Below are 20,278 nucleotides of genomic sequence, written 5' to 3'. Positions count from 1 at the left end.
TATTAGCTGGAAAATATGTAAATCTGTGATTCAATGAAAAGTCTAATCGTGAAAGGTGCCCGCGAGCACAATCTCAAAAATATAGATATTGAACTCCCCCGTGATTCACTTATCGTAATATCCGGATTGAGCGGCTCCGGAAAATCATCACTTGCCTTCGATACAATCTTTGCCGAAGGCCAGCGTAGATACGTCGAATCCCTTTCAGCGTATGCACGCCAGTTTCTGGGCAGGATGGACAAACCAGATGTTGATTACATAGAAGGTTTATCTCCAGCCATCTCCATAGAACAAAAAACTACCAATAGAAATCCGCGCTCCACCGTTGGTACGGTTACAGAAATATATGATTATCTCAGGCTTCTCTGGGCGCGAATTGGTATACCGCATGATCCGGTAACCGGCGAAGCCCTGGTACGTCAGACAGTAGATGAAATAATCGACTCAATTCTAGAGTTGCCTGTCGATTCCAGACTGACCATCAGCTCTCCTGTAATACAGGGTAAAAAAGGCCAGCATAAAAAAATCATTGACGATGCAAAAAGAGCAGGCTTTGTCAGAGCAATAATTAATGGAGAAATGCTGCTTCTTGAAGAACCAATAGAACTGGATAAGCAGAAAAAACATTCTATTGAAATCGTTGTCGACCGATTGAAACTGTCCGTGGATAGCCGTTCAAGGATTGCAGAAGCCGTGGAAACAGCACTCGGAGCAGCAAACGGTCGCGTTTTTATCTCCGGGGAAGACCCGGATGGACAGGAAATCAATCTCGAATTCTCTGAAAACTACCGGTTTTCTGATGAAAACATGAGCCTGCCGGAACTTCAACCTAGACTGTTCTCTTTCAACAGCCCATTCGGAGCATGTCCAGCATGTTCAGGACTTGGAATGACACAGGAATTTGATATCAACAAGATAATTCCTGATCCAGCACTGTCATTTGAAGATGGTGGGATAGCTCCTTACAATCCAGGATCAAACTGGCACCGCAGTAAATTCACAGCATTGGCAGATCATCTTGATTTCTCTCTTGATACAGCGATTGAGGATCTACCGGAGGAAGTCTACCATGCCTTGCTTTATGGTACAGAAGACGCAATAGAGTACACCTACGTCAATAAAAACCAGACAGGTCGTTTCGAATATCAGGAGCCTTTCAGCGGTATTTTTGCCGATCTTCAACGCAGGTACAGAGAAGCAAGTTCCGATAGAATTCGTGAATGGCTTGAAGGTTATATGAGCCAGAGACCCTGCAGCAGCTGTAAGGGCAAGCGGCTAAGAAGTGAATCACTATCAGTGCTTATACAGAAGCAGAATATTATTCAGTGCACGGAAATGTCTGTAGACGTACTGATCGATTTTTTCTCAACACTCAAAATGACCGAAAATGAAGCACAGATAGCTAAACAGATCCTGAAAGAAATTCGTGACCGCCTCAGTTTCCTTCAGAGTGTAGGCCTCGGATACCTTACCCTTGAACGTACAGCAGGAACCCTCAGTGGGGGAGAAGCCCAGCGAATCCGCCTGGCTACACAGATCGGGTCAAGTCTGGTGGGCGTACTGTACATTCTGGATGAACCAAGTATCGGTTTGCATCAAAGAGATAACGACAGACTTATTAAAACTCTTGAACATCTAAGGGATCTTGGCAATACCCTTATCGTAGTCGAACATGATGAGCAAACACTGAGGACTGCTGATCATATCGTTGATCTGGGACCCGGAGCAGGAGTCCATGGTGGTCAGATCGTGGCTCAGGGAACTCTTGAGCAGATATGCGCCGTTCCAGAAAGCCTTACCGGTCAATATCTGTCAGGCAAACTGTATATGCACTTACCTGAAGATCGCAGGACCGGAAGTGGTAAAAAACTTGTAATCAGCGGTGCAGTAGAACATAACCTGAAAAATATTGAAGCAGTATTTCCGCTGCAGACACTTTCAGTAATCACCGGTGTATCGGGATCAGGAAAATCAACCCTCCTAAGCGATATTACTTATCCTGCCCTGGCAAATGCTCTGAACAGAGCACGGCTTGAGGTTGGCGCCCACGAATCTATTTCGGGTCTCGAACATCTGGACAAAGTAATCAATATTGATCAAAGCCCGATCGGTAGAACTCCACGGTCAAATCCTGCTACCTATGTCGGCGTTTATACTGCAATCCGTGATCTCTATGCAGCTATTCCGGAAGCAAAAGCAAGAGGGTACAAACCCGGAAGATTCTCCTTCAATGTCAAAGGTGGACGCTGCGAAAACTGTCAGGGAGCAGGTACAATCAAGATAGAAATGCACTTTCTGCCTGACGTATACGTAACCTGTGATGTCTGTAATGGAAAACGTTTTAACAAGGAAACCCTCGAAATAGGCTATAAAGGGAAAAGTATTCACGATGTGCTCGAGATGACTATTGAAGAAGCCAATGAATTTTTCTCCGCAATTCCAGCTATCTCCCGCAAGCTGCAGACGCTGCATGATGTCGGACTTGACTACATCAAACTGGGTCAATCCGCACTTACCCTTTCCGGTGGTGAAGCACAAAGAGTCAAGTTAGCCCTGGAACTGTCGAAACGCAGCACCGGAAAAACTATTTATCTGCTCGATGAGCCTACTACCGGGCTGCATTTCGCGGATGTAAAAAAACTGATGGAAGTTCTTCAGGTACTGGTAGATCAAGGCAACACCGTTATACTCATTGAGCATAACCTTGATGTAATTGCACAGGCTGACTATGTTCTCGACCTGGGTCCCGAGGGGGGTGATGGTGGTGGTACCATTGTCGCTGCCGGAACACCGGAAGACATAATCCACAATAAAGTCTCCTACACTGGACGATACCTGCGTGAACATCTGCATGGAAATCAATAGTGAAGAAATCTGGAAGTATTGTCCGCTTTTATTTATTAATCCTGCTCATAATACATCCGGTGATCTTTCCTTCTTATATTCATAGCAATGAACCTGGTGCGGAATCCAATACTGACTGGAGAGGCAGACAGCAGATTCTTTTGCGTGATATTCAGACAGCTGATTACTATGAACTCCTTGAGACTGCACGTCAGGAAGGTTTGTCAACCAGCGGCACAATAGAGCAGCTACGAACCCGATTGTATACGCATTACGATCTCAGCTCTCTGGCTGAGAGCCAGAGCCGTGATCAGCAAGAAACGGGCTCGGTCACCATTCGTGTGTTGTCAGCACAGCAGACACGATACGAAACATCCGAAAACGACGATGAAGAGCTGTTTATACTCTCAGGCGGTGTAGTAATTGCATTGGATGATACAGAAGAAGGGCAGCGGCACAGCATTGAAGCTGATCAGGTCTTTTTCAACAGATCCAGAGAGACAATAACCGCTCAAGGCAATGTTACCTACAGCCTGATACGCGGCAACGACACTGAAACATATCGCGGTGAAATAGTTAGCTTCAGAATGAAGAACTGGTCAGGGGCCTTTGCAGAGGGTGGCACTATGCGAAGCCGAACAATAGACTCTACAGAACTCATGTTCTCCTATTCCGGCGACTTTATCACCCGATCCAGCGGTGACGTTGTAGTTATGGAGGACGGTACAATTACCTCTTCGGAATCTGATCCGCCCAATTATCGGATCAAGGCTGGTAAGATTTGGGTATTTGCCCCTGGTGAATGGGGATTGCAGAATGCGGTATTATATGTCGGCCGCATACCGCTTTTTTACTTTCCCTTTTATTTTAATCAAGGAAGAGATCTGTTTTTTTCCCCTGCCTTAGCATCTTTTCCTGTTGAAGGTCAGGCCGTATTTACTACCACATATCTATATGGTGACAGGGAGGAAGAGGACAGTCCGATATCTGTCCTCCAGCTGGCCGAAGCTCCAGACAGGACTGGCCGGCGCCGCATCAGCGGATTGTTTTTTGATGACGAAGCTGGCGATGATGAAGATGAACATGCAGATAGAAGCCTGAAAATTATGGCAGACCTCTATAGCAATAGAGGTGCCTTTCTCGCGTTGGATGGAACTTTTCCGGAAGCCGGTAATTTCCGGAATGTGGTTTTCTGGGCTGGCCTTGGTCGCACCCGGGATATTTTCCGGTACAATAATGGTTATAGCCACTGGTATAGAGCCCAGGACGGCATTGAATCAGTATGGCACAGTAGTTATCTGCTAGGTAGTGAATTTCCATTCCGATACGGAATGCAGTATTCAAGTGCACTTACCTTTCAAAGAATCCGGACGAACATCTCATTTCAGCATTATTCGGATCCTGAATTCAGACGTGAACAATCACGGCGTAATGAAAGCTTTCAGATACTGCAGCTTATTACCAGACCTGACCCACCAGATTCAACATTTTCACGTCTCAACAATTATAACTGGTCAATAAACAATTCCCTGAGTTACTCACCTGCGACCCGATTCATAAACAGCATTTCAATCAGCAGCTTGAATTTCCGTCTCGACTGGCATTCCAGAGAGATCGCATCTCAGCTCGTTGACCCACGCACAGCAGCAATGAGTAACCAGGTACAGAATCAGATAAAGCATTTTTTTGTACCACGTCTACTCGAATTCCCTCGAATTCAGTCTTCAATAAGCGGACGATTGATAAGCAGCGACCGAGCAGCGCGGCCACCAAGCAGTCCTGAAGAAGAAACCAGCAAACCTGAAGCTACCTTTCCCGTCGAAGCCCCCTGGGAGAGTCTGCCCGTTCCAGAACCTGCAGAGAATAAAGCTCCACTTTTCCAGCTTCCTGAACTACAGCGTCACATACCGGTACCGCAGCAGGCAAGACAGTTTCAGTATACCCTGGACTATACCCTCCGACCTGATTACAGACTTGAGGCATATAATCACTATGCGGCAAATACCATCCCATCAGAAACAAGATTCAGCCCGAGATACTTCGATGGCCGTAGTACTCCCAATGGAAGCATAAGCCAGAGCCTGAACATGTGGCAGAGAGTTCTCGGTATCAATAATTCCTTGAGATTCACCGCTTCATACAGGCATGTTTTTGCTGAGCATGAGGAAGTGGAGACCGAATCCGAACGTAGATCCGCAATACTTAATAACCGGCTTACAATCAATTCGACCAACGATATCCAGCTGCGGCCGCTTGAATCCCTGGATATTTTCAGGGGTTCAAGCATCAGACATGATTTCAATACACAAGCAGCAGATTTCAGGATTGATCCGGAGCAGGAACTTGATCTGGATAACCCTTCATACCAGTGGATAAGCGAACCTTTTGAACTTGATTCAATCTCGACACATAAGCTCAACTCAACATTGAATGTTAATATTCTGGGACGGACTCAGCAGGCTACGGTAAACTTCCAGCTTCCACCTCTGGAGAAGAAAACCGAGTACAGTTTGTTATTGCGCTATGGTTTTGGCTGGTACAGCGGATCACAGACCTGGAAATGGGAACATCAGGAAGATGAAGAAGAACTGATCTGGAAACCGATGACATTTTCCAATCAGCTCAAAACTGAGAAAGTTTTCAGTCTGACTCAGAATGGAAACTATAATATTGAGGAAGAACGGCTGGAAAGCCTCGGCTTTAATCTGGACCTATGGTCCCTCAAAGCATCCCTGAACTATCAATATACGACGCCGTATGTTCTTGACATGTCAATTCCAGCCTGGGTTGCAGAGGAGGAGAAGGCTTTTATTCCGACAAGAGGTTCAATCAACTACAGCTACAGCTATGATCCACTGCCTTTCTGGAAAAACCGATTCAGGATAAACAGCAGTCTGAGCACAGCCTTGGTTGCTGATTTTAACCGATTCACTGAAAGCAGCATGAATATTTCATTCAAAACTACCATGGACCTGCATAAGCTGTTCAGACTTGAAGTTTCATCAAAATCAGTTCATAACACCATATTCCTGTATGTGCCCGAACTTGCCCGGCAGGCTGGTCTCGATCCTGTCAGCCCGGTATCCGACATTGCAAAAGGATTCAGGTTCTGGGATCGACAGGAACGCGAAGAATCAAATTTTAACCTTGAAAATTTCCAGCTCAAAGGAATCTATCGAATGGGAGACTGGGATTTTACCACAGAATATACCGGAAGATCGTCATTCAGCGCTGCCGACAATGAATGGAGCTGGACCAACAATCTCAGTCTTGAGCTCGTATGGAAGCCTATTTCAGAACTCAGCACCGAAATCAATATCGACGATGACGGCATGAGCTATTAACAGTACTTGACCACGGCTCATGCTGCGGCTAAGGTTATAGATGAAAAGGGGGATAGTTGGAATCTTCAATAGTAGTCCAGGATACCAGTGTATTGCAGGATATCTTTGGATCTAATGACAGGAATGTACGTTATCTCGAGCAGCTGACCGGTGCCTTGATTCACACCAGAGGTAATGAATTGCTTGTCGAAAAGTGTGATGACAGCATGAAAGAAACAATTCACGAGATTATCCGTGAACTGCAGACATTATTTTTTCAGGGCAGAATCATTGACGAAAGAAGCATCACCGCAACATATCACAGCATTGTACAAGCAAAAAACGGGACACCAAAAAGCTTCAGCAGTGAATCAATTGTGATTCCCGGTGGGTATCAGGCGGTATATCCGAGAACCATAATGCAATCACGCCTGATAAAACAGCTCAATGAAAATGAGATTAATTTCGTCATCGGTCCGGCCGGGACAGGTAAAACATTTCTTGCAATTGCACACGCACTACAGGAAATACAGGAACGAAAATACCGGAAACTGATTTTATCCCGACCAGTAGTAGAGGCTGGTGAGAGTCTGGGTTTTCTTCCCGGTGACCTGACACAAAAACTGAATCCGTATCTCAAACCCTTGTATGATGCAATGGAAATGCTCATTCCCAAAGAAATCCGTCAGCGTCTGCATGAACAGGAGATTGTTGAAATTGCCCCCTTGGCATATATGCGCGGGCGAAGCCTCAACAACTGTTATATAATTCTCGATGAGGCACAGAACACAACGATTGAGCAAATGAAAATGTTTTTAACCAGAATGGGAGAAAACTCAAAAATGGTAGTCACCGGAGATATTACACAGGTTGACCTTCCCAGAAACAGAACCTCAGGTCTGAAACACGCTCTCCATATTCTGGACTCTATTGACGAAATAGGAATTCTCCGCTTCAGCTCTGCCGATGTTGTCCGCCACCGACTTGTCCAGCAGATCATAAAGGCATACGAATATAAAGACGGAAATGATCATGAACAGCATTGAAGTATTTACCAAAGATATTGAAATTCCGGACTGGATCAATTCAATTGAGCCGTTTATTCAGAATATTCTGAAAGCAGAAAACGAGGATAATACATGTTGTTCGATAACCTTTTGCTCGAATATCTATATAGCCGATTTAAACAAGATATACAGAGACAAGGAAGGGCCAACAGACGTACTATCATTCTGTGAACGAGATGAATCAGAAGAAAATATTCCCTTTCCGAATCAGGATGAACTTGAATCACTGGGAGATATTATAATCTCGCTTGAGCAGGTGCAGGAGAATGCAGAGTATTTTTCAGTTTCCTACGAAGAAGAACTACGCAGGGTGATAATCCATGGAGTATTACACTTGATCGGATACGATCATGAGAGCAATAATACCAGCCAGGAGCCAATGCTGCAGCATCAGGAGAAACTGCTGCAGGCAGGAGAAACACTATTTTGAGTATCTTTACAGTACTGAAAACAATTTTTCCCGGATCAAAGTCTGATCAGAATGCAGCTTACTCTTCTGAAGAAGAAAATATGATTCAGGGTATAATTGATTTATCATCAACCACAGTTAAAGAAGTAATGGTCCCGAGAATCGATGTTGCATTTGTTTCGCTGAGCATGGATAAAAACTCCTTGCTGGAACAGATATGTGACAGCGGATACTCCAGATACCCTGTATATCGGGAAACAATCGACAATGTCGTCGGTATGCTTTATGCCAAAGATGTACTGCAGTCGCTTATTCAGAACGATGGAACTGTTCAAATTGATCAATTGATCAGAAAGCCATATTTTGTCCCTGAAAGCATGCGGCTGGATTCACTCCTGAAAGAAATGAAACGCCGGCGCGTACACATTGCCATCGGGGTAGATGAATACGGAGGAGTATCAGGAATTGTCTCAATGGAAGATATTATTGAAGAGATAATTGGCGACATTCAGGATGAGTTTGACAATGAGCAGGAAGACATACTGCAGATTGATGAATCCGTATTCCTTTGTGATGCCCGAACCAGCCTGGAGGATCTCACAGAAGTAGCCCAGATCAGTATATCGCACAATGATTTTGAAACTCTCGGCGGTTACGTGTTTGATCTCTTCGGTAAGATCCCGGTCAAATTTGAAAAAATACAGAATGATGGTCTGGAATTTATTATACAGGAAATGGACGGACATAAGATCAGGACCGTCAAGGTCGTAGTACACCGTGATCTTCCTGCCGATGAAGAGCCGGAGGAAGACTGATGATTAAACTGATGTTCCGTATATGTACAATTATGCTGCTTTTCAACACTGCAGTTATCTATAGCAGCCCGGTTGATAATGTACGGAGCGGAAGAATATTCTTGAATAGCGGTAATTATATAGAAGCTATCGGTGAATATCGAAAAGCAATAGAAAGCAATCCTCATTATCTCGATGCATGGCAGGGATTGGCCGAAACATACCTTGCTATGCAGGAATTTGACCAGGCGCTGTCCTCAATTGAAAGAGCAAGGGTATATGCAGGCTCTTCACTCCCTGTAAAGAACCTTCACGCAGATATTCTACTTTCCATTGGCAGGATCAATGATGCAGCGGCGGTATACGCAGAAGTGAGGAGGCAGGAGCCGAATAATACTGCTGCGATAATCGGAGAGGCACAGATTGCTCTGGCACGAAACAACCCGGATAGGGCCGCCAGAATTTTCGATGAGGCTCTTCAGCAGAATCCCGGCAACAGAAATGCCCTGCTTTCACTGGCGCTGATCTCAAGTGCTGCCGGTGATCATCAGGCCGCCGGTCGCTATATTGATTCAGCCTTACAGCACCATAATAATAACCCGACCGTCCATCTGCTCGCCGCCCAGCAGTTTATGGAGCGCAATAACCTTGAACAGGCAGAATACCATGCCAGTGTGGCTCTTCAATTAAGAGAACATTACCCGGATGCGCTATTGCTGAGCGCAGAGATCAATCTTGAAAAAAACGACTATGCGACTGCAGACAGACAGATACGGCAGATACTTGAACGTAATCCGCAGTCTGTAGAAGCGTGGTACCTGGCAGGCTATGCTGCTTACAGAGAGAACCGTATCGATGAAGCCCTGACAGGCATGGAACGGGCTCTCCGCCTGTCTCCAGGTAATGAGCTGCTCAGAGGCATCTACGAGACAATACTCCGCAGGGAGACATCACTGACCGATTCTCGTCGTCAGGCTGCAGCTGATTACCATATACAGCTTGCAGGAGGATATCAGGATCAACATCTATCTCAACGCGCCAGGGCGCACTACCGCAGAGCCTTGCAGCTTAATCCATTTTCTGAACGAGGTCGGCTGGGGTATGCATCTTCCTTTGAGGCAGATGGAAATTACGCTCGGTATCTGGAGGAACTGCGGCTTCTCAGAGAGCAGGGTAATAATTCCCGCGATGTTGCTGATTCCATAGAAATGTACAGTAATATGATTGCCGGTTCGGTAGCTGAGCGATGGTCCATCAATCAGTTTGATCTTGAACGGGCATCTGTAGGAGTTCAACTCTTCGTCCTGCCGGGGAGTACCGGCCTCTACAATGCAGATTTATTTCTACCTTATATAATTATTGACAATCTGAACAATATCCACTCAGTAAATTTTTCCAGTCCGCCTGTAGCCGTTACATCTCATCAGGAAGCACTGCAGATGGCCAGATCCGGATCCTCGGAATATTATATTGTGCTGGAACCTCTTCTGGACGGAAGTACAGTCCGGCTCGGTTTTACAATCGCTGTCAGCCGCACCGGTTCACGTATTTCGGAATCCTGGATTCTACGGGAAGGGGCCCATTCCTTCAGCCGGGCGTTATCTGTAATCCAGGAGATACTGAGAGATTCTATGCCTGTAATAGCACGTATAGTAGAAAGACGTTTCAGAAATGCTGTAATTGATCGAGGCACCCTGGACGGAATCTCTGTGGGTGACGAAATACCTATTCATCCCGCCCAGACACCGGTAGCAAGAAATGACAGCCCGGGCCTATTACTGCCTGACAAGGAGCTGCTGGCTGTATTCGTTGTAGAGGAGCTTGATGACAGACTCTCTTCCGGTAGAATAACCCAGGGCGGTTTTTTCGATAGGGTGAACCCCGGTGACTATGCCATTATTCAACCAGCAGGCACAGGTGAGCAGAATCCCGTACTCACAGATTTTTCGCCTCTCTACCGTCGAATACGCTCACTCGATTGACAGCATCCCGGTATATCCTTATAGTCACAGGTAATAGCAACTATACACCTGTTTATTCAGATCATGAAATTTGGAGGAATTATGGCATTACGAACACTGAAAGATATCGATTTGAAAGGAAAAAAAGTCCTGATGCGTGCAGACTTTAATGTACCGCTCAAAGACGGCCTCATTACTGATGACACCAGAATCCAGGCAGCACTACCGACGATCAAGTACATTATTGAACAAGGTGCATCCTTGATTCTCATGAGTCATCTCGGACGTCCGAAAGACGGACCTTCTCCGGAATTCAGTCTTGCACCAGTAGCAGAAAGACTCAGTAAGCTTCTTGGTGACAGTGTGGCAATGGCCCCTGATTGTATCGGTACAGAAGTAGAAGGAATGGCGGCTGCTCTCGCACCAGGTAAAGTTCTTCTTCTTGAAAATGTTCGTTTTTATGCTGAGGAAACCAAGAATGATCCTGATTTTGCCGCTAAACTGGCTAAATTAGGTGATGTATATGTCAATGATGCATTCGGAACTGCACACCGTGCACATGCATCAACTGAAGGCATCGCTCGTATTCTACCTGGCAGCGCAGGTTTCCTGATCCAGAAGGAAGTCGAAGCCTTTGCTCCACTTTTAGGTAATCCCCCCAAACCAATGGTAGCCGTTATTGGAGGAGCAAAAGTATCATCAAAAATTGGTGTACTTGAAAGCCTGCTTCCGAATTGTTCAACCCTGATTATCGGGGGAGGCATGACTTATACATTTCTCAAGGCGCAGGGTTATGAAATCGGCAAGTCATTGCTTGAAGAGGATTACATACAGACAGCGGCCGAACTGATTGAAAAGGCAAAGGCTGCTGGTGTAGAAATACTGCTTCCAGTCGATCATATAGTTGCATCTGAGTTCAGCGAATCTGCCGATCCGGAAACAGTTGACAGTATTGACATCCCTGAAGGTAAAATCGGAATGGATGTAGGGCCAAAGACACTTGAAAAAATTCGCCCCGTGATTGCAGAAGCAAGATCCATAATCTGGAATGGCCCCATGGGTGTCTTTGAGTTCGCTAATTTCGAAAAAGGAACAAGATCCGTTGCGGAAATGATTGCCGAGAGCAAAGGCACAACTGTGGTTGGTGGCGGTGATTCGGTTGCTGCTGCAAATAAATTTGATCTCGCTGACAAGATGAGCCATGTTTCAACCGGCGGCGGTGCTTCACTGGAATTTCTGGAAGGTAAAAGCCTACCCGGCATTGCAATACTGGAAGCATAATTTAAAAGTTAACAGCGCCGGTATGGCGCTGTCTGACATTAAGGAGCAATACAATGAGAAACTATTTCCTTGCAGGTAACTGGAAACTGCATAAAACCCCATCGGAGGCAGCTGATTTCGCTGCACAAATCGCTGCTGCAGTTAAGGGAACACAGAACCGCGTTCTTGTCGCCCCTTCTTTCGTAGCAATTCCTGCGGTTGTAGAGGCTGTTAAAGGAAGTAATGTCCTGATTGGAGCACAGAACTGCGCTGCAGCAGAAAAAGGAGCTCATACTGGTGAAGTATCAGCTTCCATGCTCAAGGATGCAGGCGTAGATGCGGTGATACTTGGACATTCAGAACGGCGTTCGATTTATGGTGAGACAGATTCACTGATAAACACAAAGGTTAGACTCGTCCTGGCAGAGAAACTTGAGGTTATACTCTGTGTGGGTGAGACTCTCGAAGAACGTGAGGCTGGAAAGGCAATGGAAGTGGTAAAAGAACAACTTCTCCAGGGTCTGAAGGATATCACAGAAGCTGAACTTACAAATATAACTATTGCCTATGAACCAGTATGGGCGATAGGTACCGGAAAAACCGCTACACCTGAAGATGCAAATGAGATTCATGCCGGCATTCGTGAATACCTGTCTGAGTTATATTCAGAAAAAGCAGCAGAATCCATGATTATTCAGTACGGTGGATCGGTAAAACCCGGAAATGTAAAAGACCTGATGGCAATGGAGCATATAGACGGTGCTCTGGTCGGCGGAGCCAGCCTCACTGTTGAGGACTTTTCTCCGATCGTAAATTTTAACAAGGGGTAACTCACGTGGGATTACTTAGTATTTTATTGTTGGTGGTATTTATTATTTCTGCTGTTCTGCTCGCACTGCTGGTGCTTGTACAGGACGAAAGCGGCGATGGTCTTGGTGGAATTTTTGGCGGCGGTGGATCACAGCAGATCGGGAACAGAAAAGGAAATATTCTTACAAGGGCAACATCAGTTCTTGGAGCGGTATTTCTTATTTCTTCTGTAGCCTTTGCTCTCGTGAACCGATCTTCATCTGTTGGAGATGTTGAAGGTGCAGCCCGCCGACTCGAAAGCGAAAACGGAGTAGTAGAATGGTGGAATACACCATCTGACATAGAAGAGATCGACTGATCTCTTCTGTGCTACTACAGAAAATGAGGTTTATATGCGAACTGCAGTTGTTTATTTTTATGAGTCCAACCGGGATTTAGCGCTCTCTGTTGCAAAGGGCCTCGCTCGAGGCATTGAAGCCAAAGGTCACAGTTGCGACCTTATTGACGGCATGAATGATTCCCAGTCAAAACTGAGTGCCTACCAGTACATTTGTATCGGTCACCAGTTTTCATCTCTTCTGGCCGGGAAGGTCAGCTCTAAGGCCCGGGAATTTCTTGCACAGGCTGGTCTGATCGGTGGGAAACGCTGTTTTGCGTATATCAGTAAAAAAGGTTTCGGCAGTGCAAAAACCATGAAACGCCTTATGCACATTCTTGAAAAAGAAGGTATGTTCGTTCAATACAGCGATCAGCTCCAGACACAGGAAGAAGCTAAAGTTATCGGTACTCATCTTCAGATTGTGCGACCATAGCATCAAAAAAGTGTAACGTCGGAGCGAGTATATGTTTTGGTGTATAAGATGAAAGCGCAAAACTATTATGAGGTGTTGCAGGTCGATACTGGCTGTTCCTCCGACGACATTAAGAAGAGTTTTCGAAAGCTTGCAAAAGAAATTCACCCTGATGTACAGCAGGATGAATTTAATGGTATCGAAAGGATGCATCTTTTGCTTCAGGCTTATGAGACACTCATACATCCTGAGCGTCGTAATGATTACGACAAGACTCATTCATTTTCACGCAAGAAATATTCTTTTAATTATCGGGAATTCCTGCAATCTGAACCTGAGAATCCCGCAGCCTGCAGTAAACTCATTTTCTATGATCTGTTGAATGGCTTTGTAGAAGAAGCACTGCAGGTATATGACAGAAATATCAAGAATCCGGAATTTGATATTTCTGACTGGCTCGATCGTGAAGATTTTATGGACTGTGCTTTTCTATTGGCGGAGGCACTCGAGAACAGAGGTGACATCTATCGTGCATTCCAGCTTTTATACACAACCGTATGTTATGAAAAGCACAAGGCATATTTCCGACATTTTTTTATAGAAGTATCTGAACGTATGCGAAGAATAGTAAGCTTGAAGATGCCCGGAAATGTTTCAGATAACGCATACCTGCAGTGTCTTGAACAACTCATTGATGCAGATCTTAACAGCCGGGATACTGCGTTCTACCTGAAAAAAGCAGCAGAAATCTATTGTGATCGTGAAGATAGAAACAAGGCCCGTATAATGCTTCAAAGGGCATTCAAGCTTGATCCTAAACTTTCCGGCACCAAGAAATTACAGGAGAAACTGGTGAACTCACCAGAATTAATTCAATACTAAAGGGGCTTTTCACATGAAGATGAATAATATTTTGATCAGGACAATAACTCTGATATTTTTTCTCAGTGGCATAAGCGGTCTTACTGCTCAGGTTATGGACACTCCAGTTGCTACTGTACGTCTGACCGAAACTGCAGTCATTACCCAACGGCAATTGCGTCAGGACGTGAACCTGTTCGAGCAGCAGCTCCGACAATCACTTTCCACAGAACAGCGCCGTGAAGTTCTTGATGCAAAAATTAACGATCTTCTGTTAAAACAGGGAGCACGCCGTGCAGGGATTCAGGTTACCAATGCAGAGTTATCATCAACTATTGCTCAGCAGAGAGCACAAATCGGGGTACAGATCAGTGATGCCCAGTTCAGGGAATTGATCCTTCAGCAAACCGGATTAAGTTATGAAGAATTTGAGGCGGAAATTCGAGATACACTACTGCAGCAGAAATTCCTTGCCGAAAGCAAACAGCATATTTTTTCTGAACTTTCTGAACCTGATGAAGCAGAAATAAGAAAAGTATACGAAGAAAATGAAACCAGCTTTATCAATCCTTCAATGCGAGGATTCACACATATTTTCTATGATGCTCGCGGAAAGTCGGACACAGAACGTCAGGAAATCAGCAGTCAGGCTGAAGCATTATCCCGGCAGATCCGTAGTGGTGAGCGCAGCTTCCAGCAAGCAGTAAACTACGCAATGGATGCCAGCAATATTCATGCAGGTGATTTCGGGTACATACAGCGTGGTGATCAACAAGCGGTATCACTTCTAGGGCAGAGTTTTATAGATTCAGTCTTTGCCATGGCTGAAAACCAGATAAGCAGGGTGATTCAATCTAATCTCGGTTATCATATTGTCAAGGTTACCGATGTACGGAGTCCACGTCTTCTTGGTCTGGATGATCCTATTTACCCAGGTCAAAGCATGACCGTACGCAGCAATATTATTCAATATATTCTTCAGGAAAAACAACAGGCACTGCTTGAACGCGCACTTGAAGAATTAATCGGGGAATTACGTGATGAAGCTGAAATAACGGTATTCTCTGATAATCTTTCATGGTAAGGTAAGTAATGGCTTCCCGTAGAAAAGGTAGAATCGCTGCATTCCAGGCACTATATGCCCTGGAATGCGGTGCACAACAAGAAGATCTCGAATTTGACTGGGCATATAGCGAAGGTGAAGAAACACCCGAATGGGTGGTTTTCGCAAGGCTTCTTTTTGAAGGGGCTGTATCATCCAGAGAAAGTATTGATTCAATGATTGAGGCACATCTTGACCACTGGAATATCTGCCGATTGCGTAAGGTCGACCTTGCAATCCTCCGCATGAGTGTATATGCGCTTATGTTTCAGACAGGCATTCCAGCAAAAGTCACTATAGACGAAGCCATTCACATAGCAAAAGAATACGGTACCGAAGAATCCTATCGCTTCATAAATGGAGTACTTGATGCCGTGTACCACAAAATTCAACTCAAAGCAGAGGAGACACCTCTTCAATGAGAGGACGGTATAGAGTACTCGTAATCGCCCTGATATCAATCCTGATACTGGGCTCGATAGTCTCAACTGCTGTATACATTGTCAGACAAAATAGAATATCTGATTTCTCTAGCAGCCTGAAATCTATCGATGAGTATCTCGGTCGCGGCGACAGGTTAAGGGCTGAGAGTTATATCCGATCTGCAATTTCATCGGCCCGCAGCGAATTTCAGTTCATTCAGTTATTGAAGCGATCCTTCCGGTATGCGCAGAATTTCGATGCACCCGGGATCCATTTTGAAACTGCCTATGCCGCTGTCTCCGGAACAGCACAACAGGATCAAAGATTCTGGGCCTTTGTGGTAGATGCAGCCCTTAGAAACAGAGAATACACAACAGCAATGCAATGGGCATTTGAAAACCTTAAACATGAAGGCTTTCAGGGGCTGGTGCTTGAGGCTGTACTACGCGGAGGAGGTGTTCAGAGCAGCGATGGCTCCGAGTTCGGTAACTTTCTGCTTATGCTCTCCCGTTTACTGGATGATCCTGAATATGATGACTTCATTTCAGCGGCGGAAGCAACTAATGACAGCCGGTATGCACTCAATGCCTTGCTAATGGCCCTGGCCGATGGAAATCAGCATCTGGCTTACCAGACATATCTCGATTATCCGGATATCCACACGCACAATGCCGCACTTATAATATTACTAGGAACAGAACTTGGCTTTCTTTCGCTCGCTGAATCGCTTCTTGAGAGCAACCCTCCCAGTCCAGAGGACTACTATAGTCTTGATCTGCACAAGGCAAGTGCCGAGATTGCCCTGAGAAAAGGACGCTTTGATTCCGCTGCCGCTTTGTATGCTGAGTTTATTCAGGATAACAGAGACTCTCCATGGTTCTATAACAACAAGCTTTACGCACATTATATGCAGGGAGATTTCTTCAGTTCTGCAGATACTGCTCTGGATATGATTGAGCTGTTTGGTGATGATGATTCGATTCGGCTGCAGTTCCTCCGTTGGTATACCCAGGTTCACGCAGATCTTGATCCGGGACCATTTGACCCGGATCTGGCTCTCTACAAGCAGCGTCTGGAACAGCATTATTATCAGCTGCCAGTGGATGATTTATTTCAACTCATCCATGAAAAAGCAGCAAATAATGCAAGACAGTATTTTTCGGATATCTGGCTAAGATTCGAAAACGATCCTGCTAATCCTGCCTTACAGAGGCTTGCCTTCTTTACGGCTTTGATGTTCCGAGATGAAGCAGCAATGCGTGCAGTCATTCGACGTACAACTGATACAGATACCGGGAACATTTTCGTGATGTACAAAAATATATTTAACAGGAATTTTCTGGTTCCGTCCGACCTCGAAATTTTTATCGCATCACCTGTAGATATCCTGAATGCGGCAATCATGCACATACATAACGGAAATTATTCTGAAGCAGCCTATTACCTGGACACGGCCATTAAACGAGTGTCCTCGGCAGTGAATGAAACCGACACACATATGCTCCTGCCTACAGCCTGGGCATATCATGCAGCTGTGGCCATTCTGCGGGGACAGGAATTTCTTGCCCGTGAATATATTGAACTATCCGAACGATACAAACAGTTTCATCCAATTACACAACAGCTAGAGGACAGATTATGATCAAAATCAAAAACCAGAAACAGATCGCAAAAATACGACTTTCCTGCCAGGCACTTGCCGAAACAATCAACACCGTATCATCGGCTGTCAGTCCAGGTGTTACTACGGCTGAACTGGACCTGATTGCCAGAAAAAAGATCACTGAACTCGGAGGTGTACCGGCATTTCTTGGCTACATGGGTTTTCCCGCGGCTCTGTGTATATCAGTCAATGAGGAAGTTATACATGGTATTCCCGGCCCGCGAAGGCTGAAAGAAGGTGATATTGTATCTATAGACTGCGGAATCAAACTCGAAGGATATTACAGTGATTCAGCTGTAACAATTCCTGTAGGAAAAGTGTCTACAGAAATAGAACAGCTATTGGCTGTTACGGAAAAAAGTTTGTATCTTGGTATAGAGAAGATGTGTGCTGGGAATCGTATCAAGGATGTCAGCCGGGCAATATACTCATATGTCACTCAGTATAATTACGGAGTGGTGCATGAGTACTGTGGACATGGCGTAGGAATAGATATTCACGAAGATCCACAAGTGCCTAATTATATTGGCCCTGGACCGAATCCAAGACTCAAGAACGGCATGATTCTCGCAGTCGAACCAATGATAACCCTCGGCAGCGATGATGTAGAAGTTCTTGAGGATGAGTGGACAGTAGTCAGCGTCGATCGCAGTCCTGCTGCCCATTTTGAACATACCGTTCTCATATGGGATGACAAACCGGAGATACTGACAGCAAGATCTTAATCTACCAGGCATATCAAGAACACAGGAGGTGAGATTATGAAAAAAATTCTACATTCTCGAGGCTATTTTACGGCAAATATTCTACTTTCAGGACTCATTCTGGGATTTATTCTAAGTGCTTTGGTGTTCTCCTGTTCAACTCATGTACAGCCGGGAAATCAGGCAGATGCAGTTGAACTCGGGCAGAAATTCGATTTCGACATATCAGGCACACAACATTCTTTCAGGGAAATATCAGCGGCCTTACTACCGACTGTAGTTAAAGTTGAAGCAGTAGAAGTAACCAGGCAAACGGTTCCTCAGGCTGGACCATCCCCCTGGTTTGACTGGTTTTTCGGTCCCCAACAGCGTCCAGAAGGCGATGGTAATAACCAGGAGCGCGAATTCAGAAATGAGCGTCTCGGCTCTGGTGTTATTGTCAGACGCTCAAACGATACATATTATGTAATCACCAATCATCATGTTGCAGGTAATTCAGAACACAGTCATGTCACTCTGGATGATGGCAGAGTGTATCAGGCGGTTCTGGTTGGCAGTGACGAACGCAAGGATTTTGCACTGCTCTCATTTGAAACAGATGAACGCGACATAGCAATCGCTGCCCTCGGTAACTCCGACGACCTTTATGTTGGTGACTGGGTACTTGCCATGGGTAGTCCCTTTGGGTTTCAGTCTACAGTTACCGCTGGTATTGTCAGTGCACTTGGCCGGACAGGGGGTCCTGACGGCAATATAAGCGACTTTATACAGACGGATGCAGCAATAAACCGCGGCAACTCCGGCGGTCCTCTCATTAACATGTCTGGTGAGGTAATAGGTATAAATACATGGATTACCTCGAGTACCGGCGGCAGTGTGGGCCTCGGTTTTTCTATTCCAATCAACAATGTACTTAACAGTATAGATCAGTTGATTGAAACCGGATCCGTACAGTATGGATGGATAGGAGTGAGCATTGGTGATGTCAGCCGGAACCTGGCGGAAGAACTTGGTGTCAGAACAGGTCAGGGTGCACTTATTCACCATATATTCACTAACGGACCAGCGTATGCATCCGGATTGAATCCCGGTGACTTTGTCACAGCCATAAATGGCCGACGGGTCCGTAACAGAGATGACCTGGTGCTGCTTGTTGGGAATCTTACAGCAGGGGAGACTGCTGTTTTTGATATAATCCGAAATAAACAAGCCATGACTATAGATGTTCATGTCGAAGCAAGACAGGATGAATCTACAATTTCCGAACAATACCGCCTGTTATGGCCGGGATTCACCGTATTTCCTCTCACTGATGAAGTCCGCAAAGACCTAGAACCAGGAAGCGGGGTTGACGGAGTGGTCATAGCTAATGTAGAACAACGGTCTCCGGCATCTATTGCCGGCCTGAGATCTGGTGATATTATTACCAGAATCAATGACAGTGAAATTCAAACAATCCATGACTTCTACCGCATTGCCGGCGACAGGGATACTCGGGAATTCGATATTCATTTTGTACGGGAACAGGTAGAGTTGAAGATTGGTATTACCCGCCGATAACAATCGGCGGGACAGGACAAGGAAGGTACATGAGTAAAGACTTTATTCCATATGATGTTATCCGTGATAATGCACTGAAGCTGGCACATAAAATCCATAAGGATGGTTTTGTTCCGGATGTGATCTACGTCAGTCTTCGGGGAGGAGCATATCTTGGAAATGTTATATCCGAATACTTCAAAATGGTTCGAAAGGCCGAGCGTCCGGTATTTTTTGCAGCTGTGGTTGCCAGATCCTACAGTGATATTTATACCCGCACAAGAGTAATGGTAGATGGATGGACCTACAGTCCTGAGCATCTCAGGACCGGTGACAAGGTATTGCTGATCGATGATATCTTTGACAGCGGAAGAACAGTGAATCATCTAGTTGAAATCATAATGGAGCATGGAATACCAAGAGAAGATATCAAGGTAGCTGTACACGACTACAAAATGCGTGAACAGTCCAACATGGATCTCCCGATTCATCCCGACTATTATTGCGTGAAACATGAGATTCCAGACGACAGCAAGGATTCATGGCTTCACTATATGAGTCATGAGCTTGTCGGACTCAGCAAGACTGAGGTAAGCAAGCACTATCCGGATGATCCTGAGCTGCAGGAAATTCTACACCAGATAATCGACAAGGATTAATTCAGCACCAAAAGTGAGTATAAAAAAAGCACTGCTTGTATAAAAGCAGTGCTTTTCTATAGAAGAAA

The 20,278-nt window shown here is 45.3% G+C and carries 17 protein-coding genes; all 17 read left to right on the top strand.

Annotated elements, in window-relative coordinates; all coding sequences use genetic code 11:
• Positions 1-33: 33 nt before the first annotated feature.
• The 17 genes from uvrA to ACYQ2L_RS12915 all read left to right on the top strand — a co-directional run bounded on the left by uvrA (position 34) and on the right by ACYQ2L_RS12915 (position 20,210).
• Positions 34-2,865: an excinuclease ABC subunit UvrA gene (gene uvrA, locus ACYQ2L_RS12995; protein WP_460056445.1), complete on the top strand. Its 2,832-nt coding sequence runs from the start codon at positions 34-36 to the stop codon at positions 2,863-2,865.
• Entirely contained in the window at positions 2,865-6,188 is a 3,324-nt protein-coding gene (locus ACYQ2L_RS12990) for an LPS-assembly protein LptD (protein ID WP_460056442.1), read from the top strand. The genes uvrA and ACYQ2L_RS12990 overlap by 1 nt, the downstream gene beginning before the upstream one ends.
• Before the next feature lie 56 nt (positions 6,189-6,244).
• The gene (locus ACYQ2L_RS12985; RefSeq protein ID WP_460056440.1) at positions 6,245-7,213 is read left to right on the top strand and encodes a PhoH family protein; all 969 of its coding nucleotides are present in this window, start codon (positions 6,245-6,247) and stop codon (positions 7,211-7,213) included.
• On the top strand, positions 7,200-7,664 hold the full coding sequence (gene ybeY, locus ACYQ2L_RS12980; protein ID WP_460056438.1) for an rRNA maturation RNase YbeY: 465 nt from the start codon (positions 7,200-7,202) through the stop codon (positions 7,662-7,664). Before ACYQ2L_RS12985 ends, ybeY begins: the two co-directional genes overlap by 14 nt.
• Positions 7,661-8,458, top strand: coding sequence for a hemolysin family protein (locus ACYQ2L_RS12975; protein WP_460056436.1), 798 nt, complete (start codon positions 7,661-7,663; stop codon positions 8,456-8,458). The genes ybeY and ACYQ2L_RS12975 overlap by 4 nt, the downstream gene beginning before the upstream one ends.
• Positions 8,458-10,419: a tetratricopeptide repeat protein gene (locus ACYQ2L_RS12970; RefSeq protein ID WP_460056434.1), complete on the top strand. Its 1,962-nt coding sequence runs from the start codon at positions 8,458-8,460 to the stop codon at positions 10,417-10,419. Before ACYQ2L_RS12975 ends, ACYQ2L_RS12970 begins: the two co-directional genes overlap by 1 nt.
• Positions 10,420-10,500: 81 nt before the next feature.
• Positions 10,501-11,679 carry a phosphoglycerate kinase gene (locus ACYQ2L_RS12965; protein WP_460056432.1) on the top strand — a complete coding sequence of 393 codons (1,179 nt, stop codon included), beginning with the start codon at positions 10,501-10,503 and terminating at the stop codon, positions 11,677-11,679.
• A gap of 53 nt (positions 11,680-11,732) precedes the next feature.
• Positions 11,733-12,488: a triose-phosphate isomerase gene (tpiA, locus tag ACYQ2L_RS12960; protein WP_460056429.1), complete on the top strand. Its 756-nt coding sequence runs from the start codon at positions 11,733-11,735 to the stop codon at positions 12,486-12,488.
• A 5-nt stretch (positions 12,489-12,493) separates the two neighbouring features.
• Positions 12,494-12,826, top strand: coding sequence for a preprotein translocase subunit SecG (secG, locus tag ACYQ2L_RS12955; RefSeq protein ID WP_460056426.1), 333 nt, complete (start codon positions 12,494-12,496; stop codon positions 12,824-12,826).
• Positions 12,827-12,860: 34 nt separating this feature from the next.
• Positions 12,861-13,280 (top strand): flavodoxin family protein, encoded by a 420-nt coding sequence (locus ACYQ2L_RS12950; RefSeq protein ID WP_460056424.1) that lies wholly within the window; start codon positions 12,861-12,863, stop codon positions 13,278-13,280.
• 48 nt (positions 13,281-13,328) lie between these two features.
• On the top strand, positions 13,329-14,141 hold the full coding sequence (locus ACYQ2L_RS12945) for a J domain-containing protein (protein ID WP_460056422.1): 813 nt from the start codon (positions 13,329-13,331) through the stop codon (positions 14,139-14,141).
• 13 nt (positions 14,142-14,154) lie between these two features.
• A complete protein-coding gene (locus tag ACYQ2L_RS12940; RefSeq protein WP_460056419.1) occupies positions 14,155-15,204 on the top strand; it encodes a peptidyl-prolyl cis-trans isomerase in 1,050 nt (349 codons plus the stop codon).
• Between the two features lie 8 nt (positions 15,205-15,212).
• Positions 15,213-15,644 (top strand): transcription antitermination factor NusB, encoded by a 432-nt coding sequence (gene nusB, locus ACYQ2L_RS12935; RefSeq protein ID WP_460056417.1) that lies wholly within the window; start codon positions 15,213-15,215, stop codon positions 15,642-15,644.
• Entirely contained in the window at positions 15,641-17,287 is a 1,647-nt protein-coding gene (locus ACYQ2L_RS12930) for a hypothetical protein (RefSeq protein WP_460056415.1), read from the top strand. The genes nusB and ACYQ2L_RS12930 overlap by 4 nt, the downstream gene beginning before the upstream one ends.
• On the top strand, positions 17,284-18,033 hold the full coding sequence (gene map / locus ACYQ2L_RS12925; RefSeq protein ID WP_460056413.1) for a type I methionyl aminopeptidase: 750 nt from the start codon (positions 17,284-17,286) through the stop codon (positions 18,031-18,033). Before ACYQ2L_RS12930 ends, map begins: the two co-directional genes overlap by 4 nt.
• Before the next feature lie 36 nt (positions 18,034-18,069).
• Positions 18,070-19,572 carry a Do family serine endopeptidase gene (locus ACYQ2L_RS12920; RefSeq protein WP_460056411.1) on the top strand — a complete coding sequence of 501 codons (1,503 nt, stop codon included), beginning with the start codon at positions 18,070-18,072 and terminating at the stop codon, positions 19,570-19,572.
• A gap of 29 nt (positions 19,573-19,601) precedes the next feature.
• Positions 19,602-20,210 carry a phosphoribosyltransferase gene (locus ACYQ2L_RS12915; protein ID WP_460056408.1) on the top strand — a complete coding sequence of 203 codons (609 nt, stop codon included), beginning with the start codon at positions 19,602-19,604 and terminating at the stop codon, positions 20,208-20,210.
• Positions 20,211-20,278: the final 68 nt, after the last annotated feature.

The sequence above is a fragment of the Spirochaeta dissipatitropha genome (assembly GCF_054657935.1).
This window is presented reverse-complemented; position numbering and strand designations above follow the sequence as displayed.